Source organism: Enterococcus sp. DIV0240d (assembly GCF_051711245.1).
GTDB lineage: Bacteria > Bacillota > Bacilli > Lactobacillales > Enterococcaceae > Enterococcus_D > Enterococcus_D casseliflavus.
Window position 1 is genome coordinate 267,963 of sequence record NZ_JBIOMG010000001.1, and the last position, 20,777, is coordinate 288,739.

Sequence of the window (20,777 nt, forward strand, 5' to 3'; positions counted from 1 at the left end):
CACAAGTTATTCACAGGCATTTTCGTTAGTCTAATCACTCTTTTCTCGAGTTATCCACATTACTAACAAGCCTATTACTACTATTACTTTTATTTAATAACTATAAATTAAAGGAGTATCGCTATGAAGCTAACTTTAAACCGAACAGAGTTCATGCAAGAATTACAAACTGTCCAACGGGCGATTTCAACCAAAACCACCATCCCGATCTTAACTGGAGTAAAATTATCTCTTTCCGAAAAAGGATTGACCATGACTGGGAGCAACGCCGATATTTCCATTGAAACTTTTTTAAGTGTGGAAAACGAAAAAGCGCAAATGCAAATCGAAAAAACAGGAGCGATCGTTTTACAAGCACGTTTCTTCAGCGAAATTGTTCGTCGTTTGCCTGAAAGTACCTTAACGTTAGAAGTTTTAGACAATAATCAAGTAGCGATCACTTCTGGAAAAGCCAACTTTACCGTCAACGGCTTGGATGCCGATAGTTATCCACATTTACCAGTTGTCGAAAGTCAAGATTCGATCGAAATTCCAGCGCACGTATTGAACAAGGTCGTTGGTGAAACAGTCTTTGCGGTTTCGCAACACGAAAGCCGTCCGATCTTGACTGGGGTACACTTTGTCTTAGAAAATCAAAAATTATTAGCTGTTGCGACGGACTCACACCGTTTGAGCCAACGGGTGATTCCATTGGAAAGCGGAGAAACAGCCTTCAACATCGTAATTCCTGGCAAAAGCTTAACGGAACTTTCTCGTTCCTTAACAGATGAAGAAGAAGCGATCCAAATCAGCATTATGGATAACCAAGTGTTGTTCCAAACGAAAACCATGAAATTCTATTCTCGTTTATTGGAAGGAACTTACCCAGATACCAACCGTCTGATTCCTTCAAGCTTCAATACTGAGATTGAATTTTCTGTCCCAGAATTGTTACAAGCCATCGAACGGGCGTCATTGCTTTCTCATGAAGGCCGTAACAACATCGTTCGTTTGGCGATCTCCGAAGAAGCCGTTGTCTTATATGGAAACTCACCAGAAATCGGGAAAGTCGAAGAAGATCTTTCTTTTGAAAAAGTGACCGGCGACCCATTAGAGATCTCTTTCAACCCTGACTATATGAAAGCAGCACTCCGAGCCTTTGGTGACACCAGCATCGTGATCCGCTTTATCTCAGCGATCCGTCCCTTTACATTGGAACCGACAGAGAGCAAAGGCAGCTTTATCCAGCTGATCACACCGGTGCGAACCAACTAGTTTTTCATGTCTTTTGAAAAAAGTTGAAACAACCATCTGAAAATGAATAAATGAGTTAAAAGGGCTTAAAATCGTTTTTAAGCCCTTTTTTCTATTTTGGCTTCTTTTTTGTCTAAAAGCAGTAAGTCTTCTGAGAATGAAAAATATGCCGATGAATTTGTTTTCTTGGCAAAAAAAGAGTATAATAGAGCTAAACGCTCTTTGATAGAATTGAGGGGAATTATGAAAATGCAAATACCGTTAGAAACGGAATACATGACACTTGGACAAATGCTCAAAGAAGTCAGTGTGATCAGCAGCGGCGGCCAAGCGAAATGGTACCTTGCAGAGCACAACGTTTTTGTCGACGGCGAGCCAGAAAATCGACGAGGGCGCAAATTGTATGCGGGAATGCGTGTTGAGCTACCTGATGAAGGTACTTTTTTTATGGTGAAGAAGGAAGACGCCGATGCGCCTGAATGAGTTGCATTTAAGCAATTATCGGAACTATGATTCGCTGACACTGACTTTTGAGAAAGGTCTGGTCATTTTTTTAGGCGAAAACGCGCAAGGAAAAACCAATATTTTAGAAAGCATCTATGTATTGGCGATGACCAAAAGCCACCGCACCTCCAGCGAGCAAGAGCTTATCCGCTGGGACACAGAAGGGGCGCGGATCTCTGGCAGTGTCAGTCGGGGACGCTCAACGATCCCGTTAGAACTGTTTTTGTCAAAAAAAGGACGAAAAACGAAAGTAAACCACATTGAGCAAAAAAAGCTCAGTAGTTACATAGGGCAGTTGAATGTCATTTTATTTGCTCCAGAAGACCTCTCCCTTGTAAAAGGAAGTCCCCAAGTCCGCCGCAAATTTCTCGATATGGAAATAGGGCAGATCGATCCAATCTATCTTTATGATCTCGTTCAATACCAATCCGTTTTGAAACAGCGCAATCAATACTTAAAACAGCTGAATGAAAAAAAACAGACCGATGAGATCTATTTAGATGTTTTGACGGAACAGCTGGTGGCTTTCGGCAGTAAAATCATTTTAGCCAGACAACGATTTGTTCAGCGCTTGGCGTATTGGGCAAATCAGCTGCACCAAAAGATCAGCCAAGGAAAAGAAACCTTGCAGATCGACTACTTATCGAATGTGCCTGGTGAGGCGAGTACGCTGGAAGAGATCCAACAGCAATTTGTCAAAGCCTTGGCACTAGTCAAAGACCGTGAACGATTTCGGCAAGTCACGTTGGCAGGTCCCCATCGAGACGATCTGGATTTTTTGATCAATGAGAAAAATGTTCAGACCTTTGGTTCGCAAGGACAGCAGCGAACGACAGCCTTAAGTGTTAAATTGGCAGAAATCGATTTGATGAAAGAAGAAACGGGGGAATATCCCGTCCTTTTATTAGATGACGTCATGAGTGAGCTGGATGATTCCCGACAACTGCATTTATTGGAGACCATTGAAGGAAAAGTTCAGACCTTTCTGACAACGACGACATTAGAACATGTGAAAGACAAAATGTCTGTGGAAGCAGAGATTTTTTATGTAGAGCAAGGACATATTAAAGGAGAATAGACTGAATGACAGAAGAAGAAAAAAGCTTAGTTGAACGTGCAAAAGCCTATGATGCCAGTCAGATCCAAGTGTTGGAAGGACTAGAAGCCGTCCGCAAACGACCTGGGATGTACATTGGTTCTACCAGTTCAGAAGGTTTGCACCACTTAGTATGGGAAATCGTCGATAACTCGATCGATGAAGCACTAGCAGGCTTTGCCTCAAGTATTCAAGTGATCATTGAACCAGATAATAGTATTACGGTCGTCGATGACGGTCGGGGGATCCCCGTTGATATCCAAGCCAAAACAGGCCGTCCAGCGGTAGAAACCGTCTTTACGATCCTGCATGCCGGCGGGAAATTCGGCGGTGGCGGCTACAAAGTATCTGGTGGACTGCACGGGGTAGGGTCCTCCGTCGTTAATGCGTTATCCACGACTTTAGACGTAAAAGTCTATAAAGAAGGCAAAGTGTATTATCAAGAATACCATCGTGGGGCAGTCGTTGATGATTTGAAAGTGATCGATGAAACCGACCGCCACGGAACGACCGTCCACTTTGTTCCAGATCCAGAGATCTTTACGGAAACAACCGTATTCAATTTTGATAAATTAGCGACACGGGTTCGGGAATTAGCCTTCTTGAACCGTGGCTTAAAAATCTCGATCGAAGACAAACGGGAAGAAAAACCCGTCTTGAAAGAATATCATTACGACGGCGGGATCAAGAGCTATGTGGAGCATTTGAATGCAAGTAAGACAGTGATTTTCCCAGATCCGATCTACTTAGAAGGAGAACAACAAGGAATCACGGTTGAAGTTTCCATGCAATATACCGATAGCTACCACAGCAATCTGTTGAGTTTTGCCAACAATATCCATACCTATGAAGGCGGAACCCATGAATTCGGGTTTAAGACTGCCTTGACACGGGTGATCAACGATTACGCCCGCAAGTCAAAATTGATGAAAGAAAACGACGAAAACCTGACCGGAGAAGATGTTCGGGAAGGATTGACGGCAGTTATCTCTATCAAGCATCCAGATCCTCAGTTTGAGGGACAAACGAAAACCAAATTAGGAAATTCCGAAGTGCGGACAGTCACTGATCGTCTTTTTTCCGAACATTTCACGAAATTCTTGATGGAAAACCCGAATGTGGGTCGTCAAGTCGTGGAAAAAGGACTTTTGGCATCAAAAGCCCGTCAAGCAGCCAAACGTGCGCGGGAAATGACTCGCCGAAAAGGTGCGTTAGAAATCAGTAACTTACCTGGGAAATTAGCCGACTGTTCCAGTAATGATCCAGAAAAATGCGAATTGTTTATCGTCGAAGGAGATTCTGCCGGCGGTTCAGCAAAACAAGGCCGCAGTCGCGAATTCCAAGCGATCTTACCGATCCGTGGGAAGATCTTGAATGTCGAAAAAGCCAGCATGGACAAAATCTTAGCAAACGAAGAGATCCGTTCATTGTTTACGGCAATGGGAACTGGGTTTGGTGCTGATTTTGATGTAGCAAAAGCCCGTTACCACAAGCTAGTTATCATGACCGATGCCGATGTCGATGGTGCCCATATCCGGACCCTGCTTTTGACGCTGTTCTATCGTTATATGCGTCCAATCGTTGAAGCTGGTTATGTCTATATCGCACAACCGCCATTGTACGGTGTCAAACAAGGGAAAAATATCCACTATATCCAACCCGGCAAGAATGCCGAACAAGATTTGAAAAATACGATTGAATCACTGCCTGCGACACCAAAACCATCTGTTCAACGCTACAAAGGTCTAGGGGAAATGGATGACCACCAGTTATGGGAAACCACGATGGACCCTGAAAACCGGATGATGCTGCGGGTCAGCGTAGATGATGCCATAGAAGCCGATCAAATTTTTGAAATGCTGATGGGGGATCGCGTCGAACCAAGACGGGCCTTTATCGAAGAAAACGCGCACTACGTGAAAAATCTTGACATCTAGCCAATCGTAGAGGAGGAAACAGCTTGAGTGAAGAAGCAAAACAAAATATTCATGACGTCAATCTGACCAGTGAAATGCGCGAGTCCTTTATCGATTATGCAATGAGTGTAATTGTTGCTAGGGCTTTACCAGATGTGCGGGATGGCTTAAAGCCGGTTCACCGCCGAATTTTATATGGAATGAATGAATTAGGGGTCACACCAGACAAGCCCCATAAAAAATCAGCCCGGATCGTCGGCGATGTCATGGGGAAATACCATCCCCATGGGGACAGTGCGATCTATGAATCAATGGTGCGGATGGCACAGCCCTTTAGCTATCGCTACATGCTAGTCGATGGCCACGGAAACTTTGGTTCAGTCGATGGTGACGGTGCCGCTGCGATGCGGTATACCGAAGCCCGCATGAGTAAACTGGCGATGGAGATGCTGCGGGACATCAACAAAGATACCGTTGATTTCCAAAGCAACTATGATGATACAGAACGAGAACCAGCGGTATTACCTGCCCGCTTCCCGAACCTTTTGGTCAACGGGACGACTGGGATCGCTGTTGGGATGGCGACCAATATCCCGCCTCATAACTTGAATGAAGTCATTGCAGCCATCGATCTATTGATGGAAAATCCAGAAGTCACAACGAGTGAATTGATGGAAGTCCTACCAGGACCAGACTTCCCAACTGGCGGGATCGTGATGGGAAAATCCGGTATTCGCCGTGCCTATGAAACAGGGAAAGGGTCGATCACTGTTCGCGGAAAAGTCGAAGTGACTGAAATGCCCAACGGCAAAGAACGGATCTTAGTGACTGAATTGCCATATATGGTCAATAAAGCGAAGTTGATCGAACGGATCTCTGAGCTGCACCGTGACAAACGGATCGAAGGAATCACCGATCTGCGGGATGAATCGTCTCGTGAAGGCATGCGGATCGTGATCGACGTTCGTCGCGACGTCAGTGCGTCGGTGATCTTAAATAATCTCTACAAAATGACAGCACTGCAATCTTCTTTTGGCTTTAATATGTTAGCCATTGAAAAAGGCGTGCCGAAGATTTTGAGCTTGAAACGAATTTTAGAAAACTACATCGAGCACCAACAAGAAGTGGTGACTCGTCGGACACAGTTTGATAAAAACAAAGCAGAAGCTCGTGCCCACATCTTGGAAGGATTACGGATCGCATTGGATCATATCGATGAGATCATTGCTTTGATCCGGGCATCAAATTCTGATGATGAAGCAAAAAATAGCATGATGGAGCGCTTCAAATTGTCCGATCGCCAAGCGCAAGCGATTTTAGATATGCGTTTACGTCGCTTAACTGGTTTGGAACGCGACAAGATCGAAAACGAGTACCAAGGCTTGTTAGAATTTATCGCTGATTTGACAGACATTTTAGCAAATCCACAACGGGTCCTAGAAATCATCCAAACGGAGTTGCAAGAATTAGGCCAACGCTTTGGCGATGATCGCCGGACTGAATTATTGGTTGGGGAAGTCTTAAGTCTTGAAGATGAAGATTTGATCGAAGAAGAAGAAATCGTCATTACCTTGACGAACAATGGGTACATCAAACGAGTAGCTAAGTCTGAATTCCGTGCACAACGCCGCGGCGGACGTGGCGTTCAAGGAATGGGGATCCACGATGAAGACTTCGTGAAGACGTTGGTTTCTTGTTCGACTCATGACACATTACTGTTCTTCACCAATAAAGGGAAAGTTTACAAAGCCAAAGGCTATGAAATTCCTGAGTATGGTCGAGCAGCCAAAGGGATCCCTGTGATCAATCTCCTAGGGATCGATTCTAGCGAACGGATCGAAGCGATCATTTCGGCTTCTGGTGGGCCTCAAGAAGGACGCTACTTGTTCTTCACGACGCGTCTAGGTGTGGTCAAACGGACCTCAGTGACGGCCTTTTCAAATATCCGTGCCAATGGTCTGATTGCGATCGGTCTTCGGGAAAATGATGAGTTGGTCAATGTAATTGAAACCCACGGCGAAGATGTCGTGATCATCGGAACCCACGATGGCTACTCTGTGACCTTCAAAGAAGCGCTTGTTCGGGATATGGGCCGAACAGCTGCTGGTGTGCGAGGCATTCGTCTAAGAGACGGAGACTACGTGGTAGGCGCTGCAGTGATCACAGAAGACAGTGAAGTCTTGGTCATCACTGAGAACGGCTACGGCAAGCGTACCAAAGGCTCTGAATACCCAATCAAAGGTCGTGGCGGAAAAGGGATCAAAACAGCCAACATTACGGCGAAAAACGGTCCATTAGCCGGCTTGACGACGGTCAGCGGTGAGGAAGACATCATGGTGATCACCGATAAAGGCGTCTTGATTCGTTTCAATGTAGCGACTGTTTCCCAAACTGGTCGGGCAACCTTAGGGGTTCGTTTGATGAAGATGGAAAACAATGCCAAAGTAGTGACGATGGCAACGGTTGAACCAGAAGTCGAAGAAGAACTAGCGACTGCTGAAGAAACAGCGGTACAAGACGTACCAGATGTGGAAGAAACAACGGAAGACACCACGGATACACAAGAATAAGCAATACGTTTTCTAGGAAGACAGCAACCTGCGAACCTGCAGCTTGCTGTCTTCTATTCTTTTTTCAAAAAATCGGCAGCAGCTGACGTATTTATCAGTGTAAGCGATTGTTTGCGGTGATGGGTAGATGCAGGGACGCAAAAAAACAGCTTGCAGTAAGGACGAAAAAAGTGTATAATAATTATTTGTGAGTAGTCTAATTAGACCACTCTCTCTGCTCCTAGAAAACTAGGGGCCAAAGTCCACAGGGAGGTGAAAAATCAATGGAAAACACGAAATATGAGATTTTATATATCATTCGTCCAAACATTGATGAAGAAGCAAAAGCCGCATTGATCGCTCGTTTTGACTCAATCTTAACTGATAACGGCGCTGAAGTTATCGAATCAAAAGATTGGCAAAAACGCCGTCTAGCGTATGAAATGGATGGATTCCGTGAGGGTATCTATCACATCGTTAAAGTTTCTTCTTCAACAACTGCAAGTGCAATCAACGAGTTTGACCGTCTTGCGAAAATCAATGATGACATTATCCGTCACATGATTGTCAAAGAAGAAGCATAATATTGTTTCACATGAAACAAAAGCGATGAGGAGATGATGAACTTTGATTAATAATGTTGTACTAGTAGGAAGACTAACCAAAGATCCTGATTTACGTTACACTTCTAATGGCACTGGTGTCGCAACCTTTACCTTGGCGGTAAACCGCAATTTTACCAACCAAAGTGGAGAGCGCGAAGCTGATTTCATCAACTGTGTTATTTGGAGAAAACCAGCGGAAACATTAGCAAACTATGCACGCAAAGGAACTTTATTAGGGGTTACTGGACGTATTCAAACCCGTTCATACGACAACCAACAAGGCCAACGTGTTTATGTAACAGAAGTCGTTGCTGACAACTTCCAATTATTAGAGTCGCGGAATGCTTCCGAGCAAAGACGCACAACTGATAGCGGATCTGGCAGTAACAATACGTATAACTCAAACAGTTCTTCTGGATTTGGTAACAATAACTCAAATCAAACTCAATCCTCTCAACCATCAGGAATGCCTAATTTTGATCGAGACAACTCCGATCCATTCGGAAACTCATCAATCGACATTTCAGACGATGATTTACCATTCTAAGAAATTGATAGGAGGGAAATAGGATGGCACAACAAAGAAGAGGCGGACGCAAACGTCGTAAAGTAGACTACATTGCTGCAAACCATATTGAACATATCGATTATAAAGATATTGAATTACTAAAACGTTTCATTTCAGAACGCGGTAAAATCTTACCACGTCGTGTAACTGGTACTGGTGCGAAAAACCAACGCAAACTTACCATTGCAATCAAACGTGCGCGTATCATGGGATTACTTCCATTCGTAGGCGAAGAATAAATCGAATGATTTTTATTGACAAGTTTCTTTTGAAGCTTGTCAATTTTTTTATCCATCGAAGAGTAACTTGTTATTTTATATATAGATAGAATAACGAATGATAGAAATTTTTTCCTGGTTGGTTCACCAAAAAAGTTTCACGTGGAACTTTTTTGCATCAATCGCCTATTTGATTGTTTTGTGGTAAAATAAGGAACAAAGCTTCAAAAAAATGGGATGATACATTGAGGGGTAAAAAAGATGGCAGCAATTGGGTTGATTTCAATTGATAATTACGATGATTTGATTGAGAAAAAAGACGACAAACAAGTTTCTTATTTGAACTCGCTGATCACGACATTGATTTCTGATTGGGCAAGTGAGAATCATGTTTTTTACAAACGAATCAATTCCGAGCGGTTTCTTTTCGTCGCGAAGTATTCAGATATTGAGCGGATGAAGGAAGAAAAATTCCAATTTTTGACTAGAGTACGGCAAGTTGCGGAAAAAAATGATCTGCCATTAACGATCAGTATGGGGATCTCCTATGGGGAAGAGTCTTTTGAAGAGATCGGGGAAGTGGCACAAAACAATCTCGACATTGCGTTAGTTCGCGGCGGTGATCAAGTCGTTTTAAAAGAAGCCAAAGAAGAAGCGAAACCGCAATTCTTTGGTGGCAATACAGACGGCACACCTAAGAGAACGCGTGTTCGTTCTCGTGCCATGAGTACGGCGTTAAGAAAGATTTTTGCTGAAAACCAGCGGATCTTTATCATGGGTCATCGTTACCCAGACATGGATGCCTTAGGTTCGGCTTTTGGGGTGGCATACATGGCGATGATGAGCGACAAAGAATGCTACATCATTTTAAATCCAAAAGAGATCACCGCAGACATTCAGCGGGCATTGGAAGAATTGAAAAAATACCCCGAGCTGGAACGATTTGTGATCACTGGGGAAGAAGCAGTTAATTTATCAAATGAAGAAAGTGTGCTAGTGATGGTAGATTACCATAAGCCATCGATGTCGATCTCGCAAGCGGTCTATGATGAATTTGACAAAATCGCAGTGATCGATCACCATCGTCGCGGGGATGAGTTTCCCGATAAGCCACTATTGACGTATATTGAATCTTCCGCGTCTTCGGCATCGGAACTGGTAGCAGAATTGATCCAGTATCGTGCTTCTCGCAGATCGCAAGTCCCGAAATTTATTACGACTTCTTTATTAGCGGGTATCTACGTGGATACGAAGAACTTCACGGTGCGAACCACTGGTCGGACCTTTGATATTGCGGGTTATTTGAAAAACCAAGGCGCAGATACGTCATTGGTTCAATACATGTTGAGTACGGATCTCGATTCCTATTTGATGATCAGTGAACTGGTTTCTCGCAGCCAGCATTTCCGAGAAGATATCGTGATTGCTGCAGCGGATGAAGATCGGGTGTACGATAGTGTCACCGTTGCGAAAGCGGCCGATACTCTGCTATCGATCAATGGGATCCATGCCGCATTTGTCATTACGAAACAACCAGGAGATTTGATCGGTATCAGTGCTAGAAGCACTGGTAAAGTCAATGTACAAACCTTGATGGAGGCATTAGGCGGCGGCGGACATTTTACCAACGCAGCCACTCAAATAAAGAACAGCAGCATTGGTGATGTAGAAAACCAGCTGCGAGCGGAATTAACGAAAAATGAACAATAACAAGGAGTGACCAAGATGAAAGTTATTTTCTTACAAGATGTCAAAGGAAAAGGTAAAAAAGGCGATATCAAGGAAGTCCCTAATGGCTACGCACAAAACTTTCTGATCAAAAACAACTTAGCCAAACCTGCCAACAATGAAAGCATGGCAGAATTAAAAGGCAAACAAAAAGCCAAAGAAAAACAAGACGCAGAAGTCTTAGCAGAAGCGAAAGAGTTAAAAGCACTTCTTGAAAAAGAAGAAACCGTTGTGAAGATCAATGCCAAAGCAGGGGAAGATGGCCGCTTGTTCGGTTCGATCCCATCAAAACAAATCGCAGATGCCTTGAACAAGCAATACAAAATCAAGATCGACAAACGCAAAATCGAATTGGATCAGCCGATCCGTGCATTAGGCTTTACGCAAGTACCTGTAAAATTGCACCCACAAGTAACAGCAACGATCAATGTTCATACCATCCAAGAATAAGCATTACTCCCAACAGTCACATGTTGGGGTTTTTTTCGGCAAACGTCCAAGCAATCTTGTACTTTGGATGGGAATCTTGTAGAATGAATGGACGAAGGAGCGAATGGCATGAATGAAGTTTGGCAAAATCAAGTTCCCCCACAAGATATTGAAGCGGAACAAGCGGTCCTAGGGGCAGTCTTTTTAGATGCCGATGCGATCATCGATGCAATGGAAGTAATCGCCCCAGAAGATTTTTATCGCCGCAGCCATCAAATAATTTTTCAAGCAATGATCCAGTTGAACGACCGTAGTGAATCGATCGACTTGATTACGTTGAAAGCAGAAATTGAAAAAAGCAACAGTCTTGAAGATGTTGGCGGCCTGACGTATCTGACTGAATTGAGTCAAGCTTCACCATCAGCAGCAAGTATTGCTTATTATGCGAAGATCGTTGACGACAAAGCCACGTTACGCAATCTGATCCAAACAGCGAGCCGCATCGTAACCAAAGGCTTTGAACAAGATGAAGATGTGCAATCGATCATTGATCAAGCAGAAAAAAGTATTTTAGAAGTATCCGAAAAGCGCAACAGCAATGGCTTCCAATCGATAGCGGAAGTCTTGAATCGAACGATCGAAACGATCGATCAGCTGGCGCAAAACAATGAAGAAATCACCGGATTACCTACGGGTTATGCGGCTTTAGACAAAATGACGGCGGGGCTGCAAAAAGAAGAGTTGATTATTCTCGCTGCCCGCCCCGCGGTAGGGAAAACCGCGTTTGCCTTGAATATAGCGCAAAATGTCGGAACGAAAACCGATCGTTCCGTAGCGATCTTTAGTCTGGAAATGGGGGCTGAATCATTGGTCAACCGGATGCTTTGTGCGGAAGGCTCGATTGAGGCCAGTCACTTGCGGACGGGGCAGCTCTCAGAAGAAGAGTGGCGCAATTTGATCGTTGCCATGGGCAGTCTTTCTAACGCCAATATCTATATCGATGATACCCCTGGGATCAAGATCTCTGAGATTCGGGCACGTTGTCGGAAACTGGCGCAAGAAAAAGGCAATCTCGGCTTGATTTTGATCGACTACTTGCAGCTGATTGAAGGAACGGGTCGCGAAAACCGCCAACAAGAAGTCTCTGAGATCTCTCGCCAATTAAAGAAACTGGCGAAGGAATTAAAAGTGCCAGTGATCGCACTGTCTCAGCTTTCTCGGGGTGTGGAACAACGACAAGACAAGCGTCCTGTTTTAAGTGATATTCGGGAATCAGGATCGATCGAGCAGGATGCCGATATCGTTGCTTTCTTGTACCGAGATGACTACTACCGCAGCGAAGGCGACGATGACGATGAACCAGAAGAACAACAAAACAACAATGTGATCGAAGTCATTATCGAGAAAAACCGGAGTGGTGCCCGAGGGACCGTCGAACTTCTATTTATCAAAGAATACAATAAGTTCTCCTCGGTCTCGCCGCGAGAAGAGTTCGGGTAAGACACCAACGATGTGAGAAACTAAGGCTCCTGCTGCCGTCTGCATTGCGCTGATGGCAGCAGGGCTTTTTTTATGTGCCGACTTTATTCGTTTTTACGTGTATAAATAATTATTGAGAAGAAAATAGTTCGTTTTTTACCCCTGAAAAATGAGAATTTAAAACGATTATTCGATTTTAGATTGAAAGAGCTTGCGAATCTTGTTACAATACTTAAGGAATGCACTAATTAAAGAAAGAGGTCATTATATGTCATCTGTAGTAGTAGTAGGTACACAATGGGGCGATGAAGGTAAAGGAAAGATTACGGACTTTTTGAGTGAAAACGCGGAAGTCATTGCACGTTATCAAGGTGGAGACAATGCCGGCCATACGATTAAATTTGACGGTGTGACCTATAAACTGCATTTGATTCCTTCTGGGATCTTTTATGCAGATAAAATCAGTGTCATTGGAAACGGGGTCGTTGTGAACCCGAAATCATTAGTTAAAGAATTAGCATACTTGAAAGAAAACAATATAATAACAGAAAACTTAAAGATCTCTGATCGTGCTCATGTTATTTTACCTTACCACATCCATTTGGATCAGCTGCAAGAAGATGCCAAAGGTGACAACAAGATCGGTACGACGATCAAAGGGATCGGACCAGCCTATATGGATAAAGCTGCCAGAGTCGGCATTCGGATCGCTGATCTTTTAGACAAAGAAATTTTTGAAGAACGTCTGCGTATCAACTTAGAAGAAAAAAATCGTCAATTCGTGAAAATGTTTGACGCAGAGCCAATCGCTTTTGAAGACATTTTTGAAGAGTATTACGAATATGGCCAACAAATCAAAAAATATGTGACGGATACTTCGGTGATCCTTAACGATGCCTTAGATGAAGGCAAACGGGTTTTATTTGAAGGAGCACAAGGCGTGATGCTGGATATCGACCAAGGAACCTATCCTTTCGTGACATCATCCAACCCCGTTGCTGGAGGTGTTACCATCGGTAGTGGTGTGGGCCCTTCAAAAATCAACAAAGTCGTTGGTGTCTGCAAAGCTTACACCTCTCGGGTAGGAGATGGTCCTTTCCCAACGGAACTGTTTGATGAAACAGGTGAACAAATTCGTAAGATCGGTCGTGAATACGGAACAACGACAGGACGTCCTCGCCGTGTGGGCTGGTTTGATACCGTCGTGATGCGCCATTCAAAACGTGTTTCAGGGATCACGAACCTATCCCTTAACTCGATCGATGTCTTGAGCGGCTTAGAAACCGTGAAGATCTGTACGGCTTATGAACTAGACGGCGAATTGATCTATCATTACCCAGCAAGCTTGAAAGAGTTGAACCGCTGCAAACCAGTCTACGAAGAACTTCCTGGCTGGTCTGAAGACATTACTGGCTGCAAAACATTAGCAGATCTGCCAGAAAATGCACGCAATTACGTTCACCGCATCTCTGAATTAGTCGGTGTCCGCATTTCGACCTTCTCGGTAGGACCAGACCGCAGCCAAACCAACATTTTAGAAAGTGTTTGGGCACAAATCTAATCTGACGCAAAAGCTTCAGAACAAGACGAAGAACTCCTGTGTCAAAAGCAGTCAACGATAAGTTTGGCTGCTTTTGATGAGAATTTCTTCTGTCTTGTTCTTTTTTTGCTATAATAGGGGGTAACGAGAGGGGTGAAACCATGTTTCAAATCATGACAGATTCCTGCTGTGATTTACCAGCAGCAAGGTTAGCGGAGCTAGATGTTGCGTATATTCCGATGCTGATCGAATTAGACGGCAAAGAATATATCGATGATATGGGCAAAGAATTTGATACGGAATGGTTTTTAGGAAAACTAAAAGAACATGCGCAGCCGACAACTTCTCAAATCAATGTCGGACGTTATATGGAGTATTTTCGGCCGTATGTCGAAGCGGGCACACCGATCCTTTATTTAGGTTTTTCTTCAGGAATGAGCGGCTCATTCCAAAGTGCCGTCCAAGCCGTAGCCTTACTAAAAGAAGAATACAAAGAAGTTGCGATCACCTTGATCGATACGCGCTCTGCGAGTTTAGGCGAAGGCTTCTTAGTGGCTGAAGCAGCCCAACAAAAAGCCCAAGGACGTTCGTTGCTGGAAGTCAGCCAATGGGTAGAAGAAAACAAACTGCGTTTAGATTCATGGGTCACCGTCGACGATTTAAAACAATTGGAACGCGGCGGCAGAATCTCAAAAACGGCGGCAGCGATCGGCGGATTGCTGAACGTGAAACCAATCATTACCGTCGATACTGCGGGAAAATTACGCAGCGTTGATCGAGTGCGGGGACGCAACAAAGCGATCCAAAAAATCGTGGATCAAACCATCGCCAATCTTCACGAATCAAAAACCAATACGGTTTATTTTGCCAATGCTGGCGATCCCGAAGCAGCGGAGAAAGTCATCAAACGTTTGACCGAAAAAGTTCCTGACATTATTATTCATCATTATCCATTAGGTCCAACGATCTCCAGTCATACCGGCTATGGCTGCTTGGCGCTGTTTTCATTCGGCAAAGCCCGTTTAGAACAAGCGTAACCTGCCAAAAAGCGCCCGAAGCACCTAGGCAAAATAAAAGAAACGCTCCAGTTGCAGCCTTGGTGGCGGGCAACTGGAGCGTTCTTTTTTTCAAAAGCAGCTTATTGATTCATTTCTGCTACGCGTTTTTGCACATCTTTGTTTTCTAAGAATTCATCGTAGGTCGTTTCGGCACGATCCACCACGCCTTTGCTAGAGACCGCAATGATACGGTTCGCAAGGGTTTGAATAAATTGGTGGTCATGAGAAGCAAACAACAATGAGCCGGTGAAGGCCATCAAGCCATCGTTTAATGCGGTGATCGATTCTAAGTCCAAGTGATTGGTTGGATCATCCAATACCAATACGTTGGCTTTTGAAAGCATCATTTTCGACAACATGCAGCGAACTTTTTCGCCCCCGGAAAGAACGTTGACGGGTTTTAATACTTCGTCACCAGAGAACAACATGCGACCTAGGAAGCTGCGCAAGAAGGTATTGTCGTCTTCTTCTTTGCTTGCGTATTGGCGCAGCCAATCAACGATCGGGGTATCCGTATCAAATTCGCTGGTCGTATCTTTTGGCAAGTAGGCATGCTGCGTGGTCACGCCCCAACGAACACTACCTGTATCAGGAGTGATTTCCCCCATGATGACTTTGAATAGCGTCGTGGTGGTGATATCGCTATTGGCAACAAAAGCGACTTTATCGTCTTTGTTCAAGGTGAAAGAGATATTGTCTAAAATCTTTTTGCCGTCGATCGTCACACTGACATTGTCGACTTGCAGCAAGTCATTCCCGATTTCACGTTCTGGTTTAAAACCGACAAACGGGTAGCGGCGAGACGAAGGTTGAATATCATCAAGGGTGATTTTATCCAACATTTTTTTCCGAGATGTTGCTTGTTTGGATTTTGATGCATTGGCACTAAAGCGTGCGATAAAGTCTTGCAGTTCTTTGATCTGCTCTTCTTTTTTGGCATTTGATTGGGATTGTAATTTCGCAGCTAATTGGCTTGATTCCAACCAGAAATCATAGTTGCCGACAAACAATTTGATTTTGCCGAAGTCTAGATCGGCCATATGGGTACAAACTTTATTTAAGAAGTGGCGGTCATGGGAAACAACAATGACGGTGTTGTCAAAGTTGATCAGAAACTCTTCTAACCAGTTGATAGATTGGATATCCAATCCGTTGGTAGGCTCATCTAGGAGCAAGACGTCTGGCTTACCGAAAAGGGCTTGTGCCAGTAAGACTTTCACCCGTTGACCAGCAGTTAGATCTTTCATCAAGACATGATGCAATTCATCGGGAATGTTCAAGCCTTGCAAAAGAACAGCTGCTTCGGGCTCTGCTTCCCAGCCATCAAGTTCCGCAAATTCGCCTTCTAGTTCGGCGGCACGAATCCCATCTTCATCAGAAAAGTCTTCCTTCATGTAGATCGCGTCTTTTTCTTTCATCACTTCGTAGAGACGTTTATGGCCCATGATGACCGTTTCGATCACTGGAAACTCTTCGTAATCATAGTGGTTCTGCTTCAAGACAGCCATCCGTTCATCAGGACCTAAAGACACATTCCCGGTTGAAGGTTGGATCTCACCAGATAAAATTTTTAAAAAAGTTGATTTACCAGCACCATTTGCACCAATCAAACCATAACAATTACCAGGCGTAAACTTAATATTAACATCATCAAACAGTTTGCGGTCTGAAAAATGCAAACTTACATCACTTACTGTAATCAATTCTTTTCCTCACTTTATATAAATTGACATGGAGTCTCCTAGCATTATAGCGATGAATGTTGAAACTTTCAAGTAAAGCCGAGGATTTCATCAGGAAAGGCTTAGGGCTGGTGAAAGAAAAATTTTGGCTGCTGCTGCCTTCCTAGTAGAACCTGACGGCTTCCTATGCTAGAGTATTGGTAGAATAGTTAGACAAAGGAGCAGACGAATGGTGGATTGGTTGGTTGGATTGTCGCCATGGCAGCAAGCGTTGGCGGGGACGATCTTTACGTATGGTATGACGGCGCTTGGGGCAGCGCTAGTCTTTTTCTTCAAAGAAATCAATAAAAATGTCCTGAATACGATGCTGGGGTTTGCCTCTGGCGTGATGATCGCTGCTAGTTTCTGGTCGTTATTAGATCCTGCGATCGCACGAGCCGAAGAAAATGGCGACATTCCGTGGCTTGTGGTCAGCATCGGGTTTGGTTTGGGTGGTTTGTTTCTATATGCAGCAGATAAGACGCTCCCGCATATGCATTTTGGTCCGAATCATGAAACAGAAGGTTTGCCCAGTCATTTGAAGCGAACGATCTTGCTGGTCTTTTCCATCACGCTGCATAATATCCCAGAAGGCTTGGCGGTAGGGGTAGCGTTTGGGGCGGCGGCTAGTGCCGATGATCCGCGAGCAGCGATCTTAGCGGCGCTTTCGGTAGCGATCGGGATCGGGATCCAAAATTTTCCAGAAGGCGCAGCCGTTTCGATCCCCTTGCGCCAAGAAGGGTTAAGCCGAACCAAAGCCTTTATGTACGGGCAAGCGTCAGGGATCGTAGAACCGATCGCCGGTGTGATCGGAGCTTTGCTAGTAACGAGTATGTCCGCTGTCTTGCCGTATGCGTTGGCTTTTGCAGCGGGTGCTATGATCTATGTAGTGGTGGAAGAATTGATTCCAGAAGCGCAGCAAACCTTGACGAGTCGTCGCCATTTTGCGGTCTTTGGCGTCATGCTAGGCTTTATCTTAATGATGGTTTTAGATGTAGCATTAGGCTGATCGATAAAAAAACACCTGACTTTCCAAACGTCAGGTGTTTTTGATTTACTTGTAATTAACGATAATATTTTCTTGGCTTTTGGCGAATCGATGTTAACCAGCGAACGATCAAAACGGCTAGCAGCAAAGGAATCCCGAAACGGAAGACCAATCCGATCAACCCACCAATAATGCCTAATACAACGGATAAAACAAGGGATGCTGCGATTAAAACTGCCACGACAGTAACGATTCTTCCTAATAAACTTTCTGTATTCATTGTGACTCCTCCTAGACTTTTTTTCTTATCCCTAGCATAACAAGAAAGAAAAAGAAACACATCCAACTTAAGACGGAATAATTGCTCCGCCGTGCGCCATAGGTTTGTGATAAACTAAACATGAATGAATCATGAAAGGAGTCAAAAAGAATGAATGCAGAAATTCTCACGAGCCAAGTCATCACAGAAGGAGGGTGCAATGCCTGCTTGCCTTATGAACTCAATACCTTCACGCTGCAGCTGCCGGATGGTCGTAGTTTTTCGTTAGAAAACTTGGATGTTGCTGCATTGGTGATGCCAATTGCCCAGATCAATCAGTGGCAGACGCGCTTATTATTAGAAGAAGACGAAGGATTGATCTATCAAAAAGGAACGCAAGAAGTAATTTTCGTAGAGGGCAGCCGTCAGGATACGTTTTCCAGCAAAGGACAGACGATTTCTTGTCCGAAAAAGAGTTGCGAAGCTGACGTTTTTGCCACAACCAATCGAGTGCTGACAGAATTGTTTGGCATCGAACCGATTTCTTTCGTTCTGCGGGCTGCACAAGCATAAGAGGACGAAAAAAAGCCGCTTGCGCATGTACCGACCTTTTAAAGTTAGCTTTTAGTCTAACTATTGGGAGTCATGACAGCAAGTGGCTGTTTTTTCGTATCGTTACTTACGGATCTGGCCTTCGCCATAAATAATGTATTTGGTAGAAGTCAGTGCTTCTAACCCCATTGGCCCACGGGCATGGAGTTTTTGCGTCGAGATGCCGATCTCGGCACCAAAGCCAAAAATAAAGCCATCCGTGAAACGGGTCGAGGCATTGACGTAAACCGCCGCCGCATCAACTTCTTTCAAGAAGCGTTGGGAAGCGAAATAATCATCGGTGATGATCGCTTCGGAGTGCTTCGTATTGTAGCGATTGATGTGAGCAATGGCTTCTTCTAGCGAAGCCACCACTTTGATCGCTAAGATATAGTCTAAAAACTCGGTTGCCCAGTCCTCTTCAGTGGCAAGCTGTGCATTGTTCAAAAACGCCAATGCTTTTTGATCCCCTCGCAATTCGACTTGCTCGGCAAACTGCTTTTCTACCATAGGCAAAAACTCCGCTGCCACTGCTTCATGGACGAGGATCGTTTCGATGGCATTGCAGACAGAAGGACGTTGAGTCTTTGCATTCGTGACGATCGCCAGTGCCATCGGCAGCTGGGCTGCTTGGTCGATGTAGATATGATTGTTGCCGGTGCCGGTTTCGATCACTGGTACCGTGGCGGTCTCTTTGACACGACGAATCAAGCCGGCGCCTCCCCGAGGGATCAAAACATCCAAGTAATCTGTCAGCCGCATCAGCTCAGCCGCTGTTTCGTGGCTCGTGTCTTCGATAAACTGGATCGCATGGCGGGAGTGTCCATTGGCAGCTAATGCCTCTTGTAAAATAGTCACGAGGACTTGATTGGAGTGGAAGGCTTCCTTTCCACCACGCAAAATCACGGCATTTCCTGATTTGAAACACAGACTAGCTGCGTCAGTGGTGACATTAGGGCGGGCTTCGTAGATGATGCCGATGACCCCTAAAGGCACTCGTTGTTGACCAATCAAAAGATCGTCAGCATTGCGCCACATTTTATCCACGGCACCGATTGGGTCGGGCAATTGGGCGACTTCTCGGATGCCGTTAGCCATCTCGGTGATCCGTTGTTCTGTCAGCAACAGTCGATCCAGCATCGTCTGGCTGGTTCCTTTGGCTTTTGCGGCGGCTAGATCTTGTTGATTAGCAGCTAAAATCGTCTCGGTAGCTTTTTCTAAAGCATCGGCCATCGCTGCCAGTAGGTGGTTTTTTTCGCTGGCACTCAGTAAGCTTAATGTCTGGGCGCTTGCTTGAGCTTGTTGACCGATCGTTTGCAAGTTGCTCATTGCTCATCCTCCGTTCGTTGATAAAAGTGGGTGCCGACAGGTTCCCCTGCGAGCAAGTCAAAAATAATTTTCGGCTGCTTGCCGTTAGCCAGCAGCATATGACTGTTCAAGTCTAAGATACGTTGAGCGGCTTTTAGTTTACTGGTCATACCGCCGGTTCCATAAGGACTGCCTTTTCCCGTAGCTTGTTCTAAAAGTTCTGGGGTGATTTCATTGATCTCGGAATACAAGACGGCCTCAGGATCATTCAGCGGATTGGCGGAATAAAAGCCGTCGATATCAGAAAGCATGATCAAAAGCTCGGCTTTCGTCAACTGAGCGACGATCGCTGACAGCTGGTCATTGTCGCCAAATTTGGTGAGATGATCCAATTCATCCACTGCTACCGTGTCGTTTTCATTAATGATCGGGATGATCCCCATCGTAAGTAATTGCTCCAAGGTGTTGCTAACGTTTTGACGGCTTTGGGGAAATTCGATGATGTCTCTGGTCAGCAGGATCTGTGCAGTCTGCTGGCTATAGCTTTGAAAACGCTGGTTGTAGATCGTCATCAGTTCCGATTGACCAACGGCTGCCACGGCTTGCTGCTGCGGGATCTCCACGGGTCGTTCTTTCAAATTCAACTTGTTCATGCCAACACCGATCGCACCAGAAGAAACTAAGATGATTTCTTTGCCTTGGTTTTGCAAAGCTGCTAAGACAAAGGCTAATTCATCGATGCCAGCTAGATTGATGGCACCATTGGGATAAATCAACGAGCTGGTGCCGATTTTTACAACGATTCGGTTTTTGTTTGAAAGATCTGCGCGCATATGCCACCGCCTATTTTTTGATATTTTTTCTATTGTACTCGCAAACGGGCGTTTCGTCATGTCCTTTTTTCTTTTTGGTCTATTTTTAAACGAAGAAATTGTAAAGACTTTTCGATAATTGTGTTTTCCATGAAGAAAATAGTTCTTCCTATGC

General features: G+C 44.6%; 19 protein-coding genes. 15 read left to right on the forward strand and 4 right to left on the reverse strand.

The window, feature by feature from the left end:
- Positions 1-123: 123 nt before the first annotated feature.
- The 13 genes from dnaN (at position 124) to IGJ25_RS01335 (ending at position 14,902) form a co-directional block, all read left to right on the forward strand.
- Positions 124-1,254, forward strand: a complete 1,131-nt coding sequence (dnaN, locus tag IGJ25_RS01275; RefSeq protein ID WP_081116710.1) for a DNA polymerase III subunit beta — start codon at positions 124-126, stop codon at positions 1,252-1,254.
- Between the two features lie 222 nt (positions 1,255-1,476).
- On the forward strand, positions 1,477-1,716 hold the full coding sequence (gene yaaA, locus IGJ25_RS01280; RefSeq protein WP_438779074.1) for a S4 domain-containing protein YaaA: 240 nt from the start codon (positions 1,477-1,479) through the stop codon (positions 1,714-1,716).
- Entirely contained in the window at positions 1,703-2,815 is a 1,113-nt protein-coding gene (recF, locus tag IGJ25_RS01285; RefSeq protein WP_010748471.1) for a DNA replication/repair protein RecF, read from the forward strand. The genes yaaA and recF overlap by 14 nt, the downstream gene beginning before the upstream one ends.
- A 5-nt stretch (positions 2,816-2,820) precedes the next feature.
- Entirely contained in the window at positions 2,821-4,770 is a 1,950-nt protein-coding gene (gene gyrB / locus IGJ25_RS01290; protein ID WP_015508678.1) for a DNA topoisomerase (ATP-hydrolyzing) subunit B, read from the forward strand.
- Between the two features lie 23 nt (positions 4,771-4,793).
- Positions 4,794-7,319 (forward strand): DNA gyrase subunit A, encoded by a 2,526-nt coding sequence (gene gyrA / locus IGJ25_RS01295; protein WP_016608933.1) that lies wholly within the window; start codon positions 4,794-4,796, stop codon positions 7,317-7,319.
- Between the two features lie 263 nt (positions 7,320-7,582).
- A complete protein-coding gene (rpsF, locus tag IGJ25_RS01300; RefSeq protein ID WP_005226363.1) occupies positions 7,583-7,882 on the forward strand; it encodes a 30S ribosomal protein S6 in 300 nt (99 codons plus the stop codon).
- 43 nt (positions 7,883-7,925) lie between these two features.
- Positions 7,926-8,450, forward strand: a complete 525-nt coding sequence (gene ssb, locus IGJ25_RS01305; RefSeq protein ID WP_005226365.1) for a single-stranded DNA-binding protein — start codon at positions 7,926-7,928, stop codon at positions 8,448-8,450.
- Between the two features lie 23 nt (positions 8,451-8,473).
- Positions 8,474-8,710: a 30S ribosomal protein S18 gene (gene rpsR, locus IGJ25_RS01310; protein ID WP_005226367.1), complete on the forward strand. Its 237-nt coding sequence runs from the start codon at positions 8,474-8,476 to the stop codon at positions 8,708-8,710.
- Positions 8,711-8,950: 240 nt separating this feature from the next.
- Entirely contained in the window at positions 8,951-10,399 is a 1,449-nt protein-coding gene (locus IGJ25_RS01315) for a DHH family phosphoesterase (RefSeq protein ID WP_015508681.1), read from the forward strand.
- 15 nt (positions 10,400-10,414) lie between these two features.
- A complete protein-coding gene (rplI, locus tag IGJ25_RS01320; RefSeq protein ID WP_005226371.1) occupies positions 10,415-10,867 on the forward strand; it encodes a 50S ribosomal protein L9 in 453 nt (150 codons plus the stop codon).
- Positions 10,868-10,975: 108 nt separating this feature from the next.
- Complete coding sequence (gene dnaB, locus IGJ25_RS01325) at positions 10,976-12,346, forward strand: replicative DNA helicase (protein ID WP_005226374.1); 1,371 nt, start codon at positions 10,976-10,978, stop codon at positions 12,344-12,346.
- A 247-nt stretch (positions 12,347-12,593) separates the two neighbouring features.
- Complete coding sequence (locus IGJ25_RS01330) at positions 12,594-13,886, forward strand: adenylosuccinate synthase (protein WP_005232916.1); 1,293 nt, start codon at positions 12,594-12,596, stop codon at positions 13,884-13,886.
- A 140-nt stretch (positions 13,887-14,026) separates the two neighbouring features.
- The gene (locus tag IGJ25_RS01335) at positions 14,027-14,902 is read left to right on the forward strand and encodes a DegV family protein (protein WP_081116709.1); all 876 of its coding nucleotides are present in this window, start codon (positions 14,027-14,029) and stop codon (positions 14,900-14,902) included.
- A 101-nt stretch (positions 14,903-15,003) separates the two neighbouring features.
- Here IGJ25_RS01335 and IGJ25_RS01340 read toward each other — a convergent pair whose 3' ends face one another.
- On the reverse strand, positions 15,004-16,626 hold the full coding sequence (locus tag IGJ25_RS01340; RefSeq protein ID WP_005226380.1) for an ABC-F family ATP-binding cassette domain-containing protein: 1,623 nt from the start codon (positions 16,624-16,626) through the stop codon (positions 15,004-15,006).
- Positions 16,627-16,834: 208 nt separating this feature from the next.
- Between IGJ25_RS01340 and IGJ25_RS01345 the strand changes: the two genes are divergently transcribed.
- On the forward strand, positions 16,835-17,653 hold the full coding sequence (locus IGJ25_RS01345; RefSeq protein WP_005232914.1) for a ZIP family metal transporter: 819 nt from the start codon (positions 16,835-16,837) through the stop codon (positions 17,651-17,653).
- Positions 17,654-17,708: 55 nt separating this feature from the next.
- On the opposite strand, the gene IGJ25_RS01350 is transcribed toward IGJ25_RS01345, so the two are convergent.
- Positions 17,709-17,912: a hypothetical protein gene (locus tag IGJ25_RS01350; RefSeq protein WP_010748476.1), complete on the reverse strand. Its 204-nt coding sequence runs from the start codon at positions 17,910-17,912 to the stop codon at positions 17,709-17,711.
- A gap of 150 nt (positions 17,913-18,062) precedes the next feature.
- Here IGJ25_RS01350 and IGJ25_RS01355 point away from each other — a divergent pair, with 150 nt between their 5' ends.
- Positions 18,063-18,464, forward strand: a complete 402-nt coding sequence (locus IGJ25_RS01355) for a DUF4809 family protein (protein ID WP_015508682.1) — start codon at positions 18,063-18,065, stop codon at positions 18,462-18,464.
- Between the two features lie 102 nt (positions 18,465-18,566).
- On the opposite strand, the gene IGJ25_RS01360 is transcribed toward IGJ25_RS01355, so the two are convergent.
- Both IGJ25_RS01360 and proB read right to left on the reverse strand, forming a co-directional pair.
- Positions 18,567-19,811: a glutamate-5-semialdehyde dehydrogenase gene (locus tag IGJ25_RS01360; protein WP_225000677.1), complete on the reverse strand. Its 1,245-nt coding sequence runs from the start codon at positions 19,809-19,811 to the stop codon at positions 18,567-18,569.
- Positions 19,808-20,623, reverse strand: coding sequence for a glutamate 5-kinase (gene proB, locus IGJ25_RS01365; RefSeq protein ID WP_005226390.1), 816 nt, complete (start codon positions 20,621-20,623; stop codon positions 19,808-19,810). Before proB ends, IGJ25_RS01360 begins: the two co-directional genes overlap by 4 nt.
- Positions 20,624-20,777 lie beyond the last annotated feature (154 nt).

Coding starts and splice junctions, on each gene's coding strand:
- IGJ25_RS01335 (WP_081116709.1), top strand. CDS start 14,027: ATGTTTCAAATCATGACAGATTCCTGCTGTGATTTACCAGCAGCAAGG.
- IGJ25_RS01360 (WP_225000677.1), bottom strand. CDS start 19,811: ATGAGCAACTTGCAAACGATCGGTCAACAAGCTCAAGCAAGCGCCCAG.
- rpsR (WP_005226367.1), top strand. CDS start 8,474: ATGGCACAACAAAGAAGAGGCGGACGCAAACGTCGTAAAGTAGACTAC.
- dnaN (WP_081116710.1), top strand. CDS start 124: ATGAAGCTAACTTTAAACCGAACAGAGTTCATGCAAGAATTACAAACT.
- IGJ25_RS01330 (WP_005232916.1), top strand. CDS start 12,594: ATGTCATCTGTAGTAGTAGTAGGTACACAATGGGGCGATGAAGGTAAA.
- IGJ25_RS01350 (WP_010748476.1), bottom strand. CDS start 17,912: ATGAATACAGAAAGTTTATTAGGAAGAATCGTTACTGTCGTGGCAGTT.
- IGJ25_RS01355 (WP_015508682.1), top strand. CDS start 18,063: ATGAATGCAGAAATTCTCACGAGCCAAGTCATCACAGAAGGAGGGTGC.
- IGJ25_RS01315 (WP_015508681.1), top strand. CDS start 8,951: ATGGCAGCAATTGGGTTGATTTCAATTGATAATTACGATGATTTGATT.
- rplI (WP_005226371.1), top strand. CDS start 10,415: ATGAAAGTTATTTTCTTACAAGATGTCAAAGGAAAAGGTAAAAAAGGC.
- rpsF (WP_005226363.1), top strand. CDS start 7,583: ATGGAAAACACGAAATATGAGATTTTATATATCATTCGTCCAAACATT.
- gyrB (WP_015508678.1), top strand. CDS start 2,821: ATGACAGAAGAAGAAAAAAGCTTAGTTGAACGTGCAAAAGCCTATGAT.
- recF (WP_010748471.1), top strand. CDS start 1,703: ATGCGCCTGAATGAGTTGCATTTAAGCAATTATCGGAACTATGATTCG.
- yaaA (WP_438779074.1), top strand. CDS start 1,477: ATGAAAATGCAAATACCGTTAGAAACGGAATACATGACACTTGGACAA.
- proB (WP_005226390.1), bottom strand. CDS start 20,623: ATGCGCGCAGATCTTTCAAACAAAAACCGAATCGTTGTAAAAATCGGC.
- dnaB (WP_005226374.1), top strand. CDS start 10,976: ATGAATGAAGTTTGGCAAAATCAAGTTCCCCCACAAGATATTGAAGCG.
- IGJ25_RS01345 (WP_005232914.1), top strand. CDS start 16,835: ATGGTGGATTGGTTGGTTGGATTGTCGCCATGGCAGCAAGCGTTGGCG.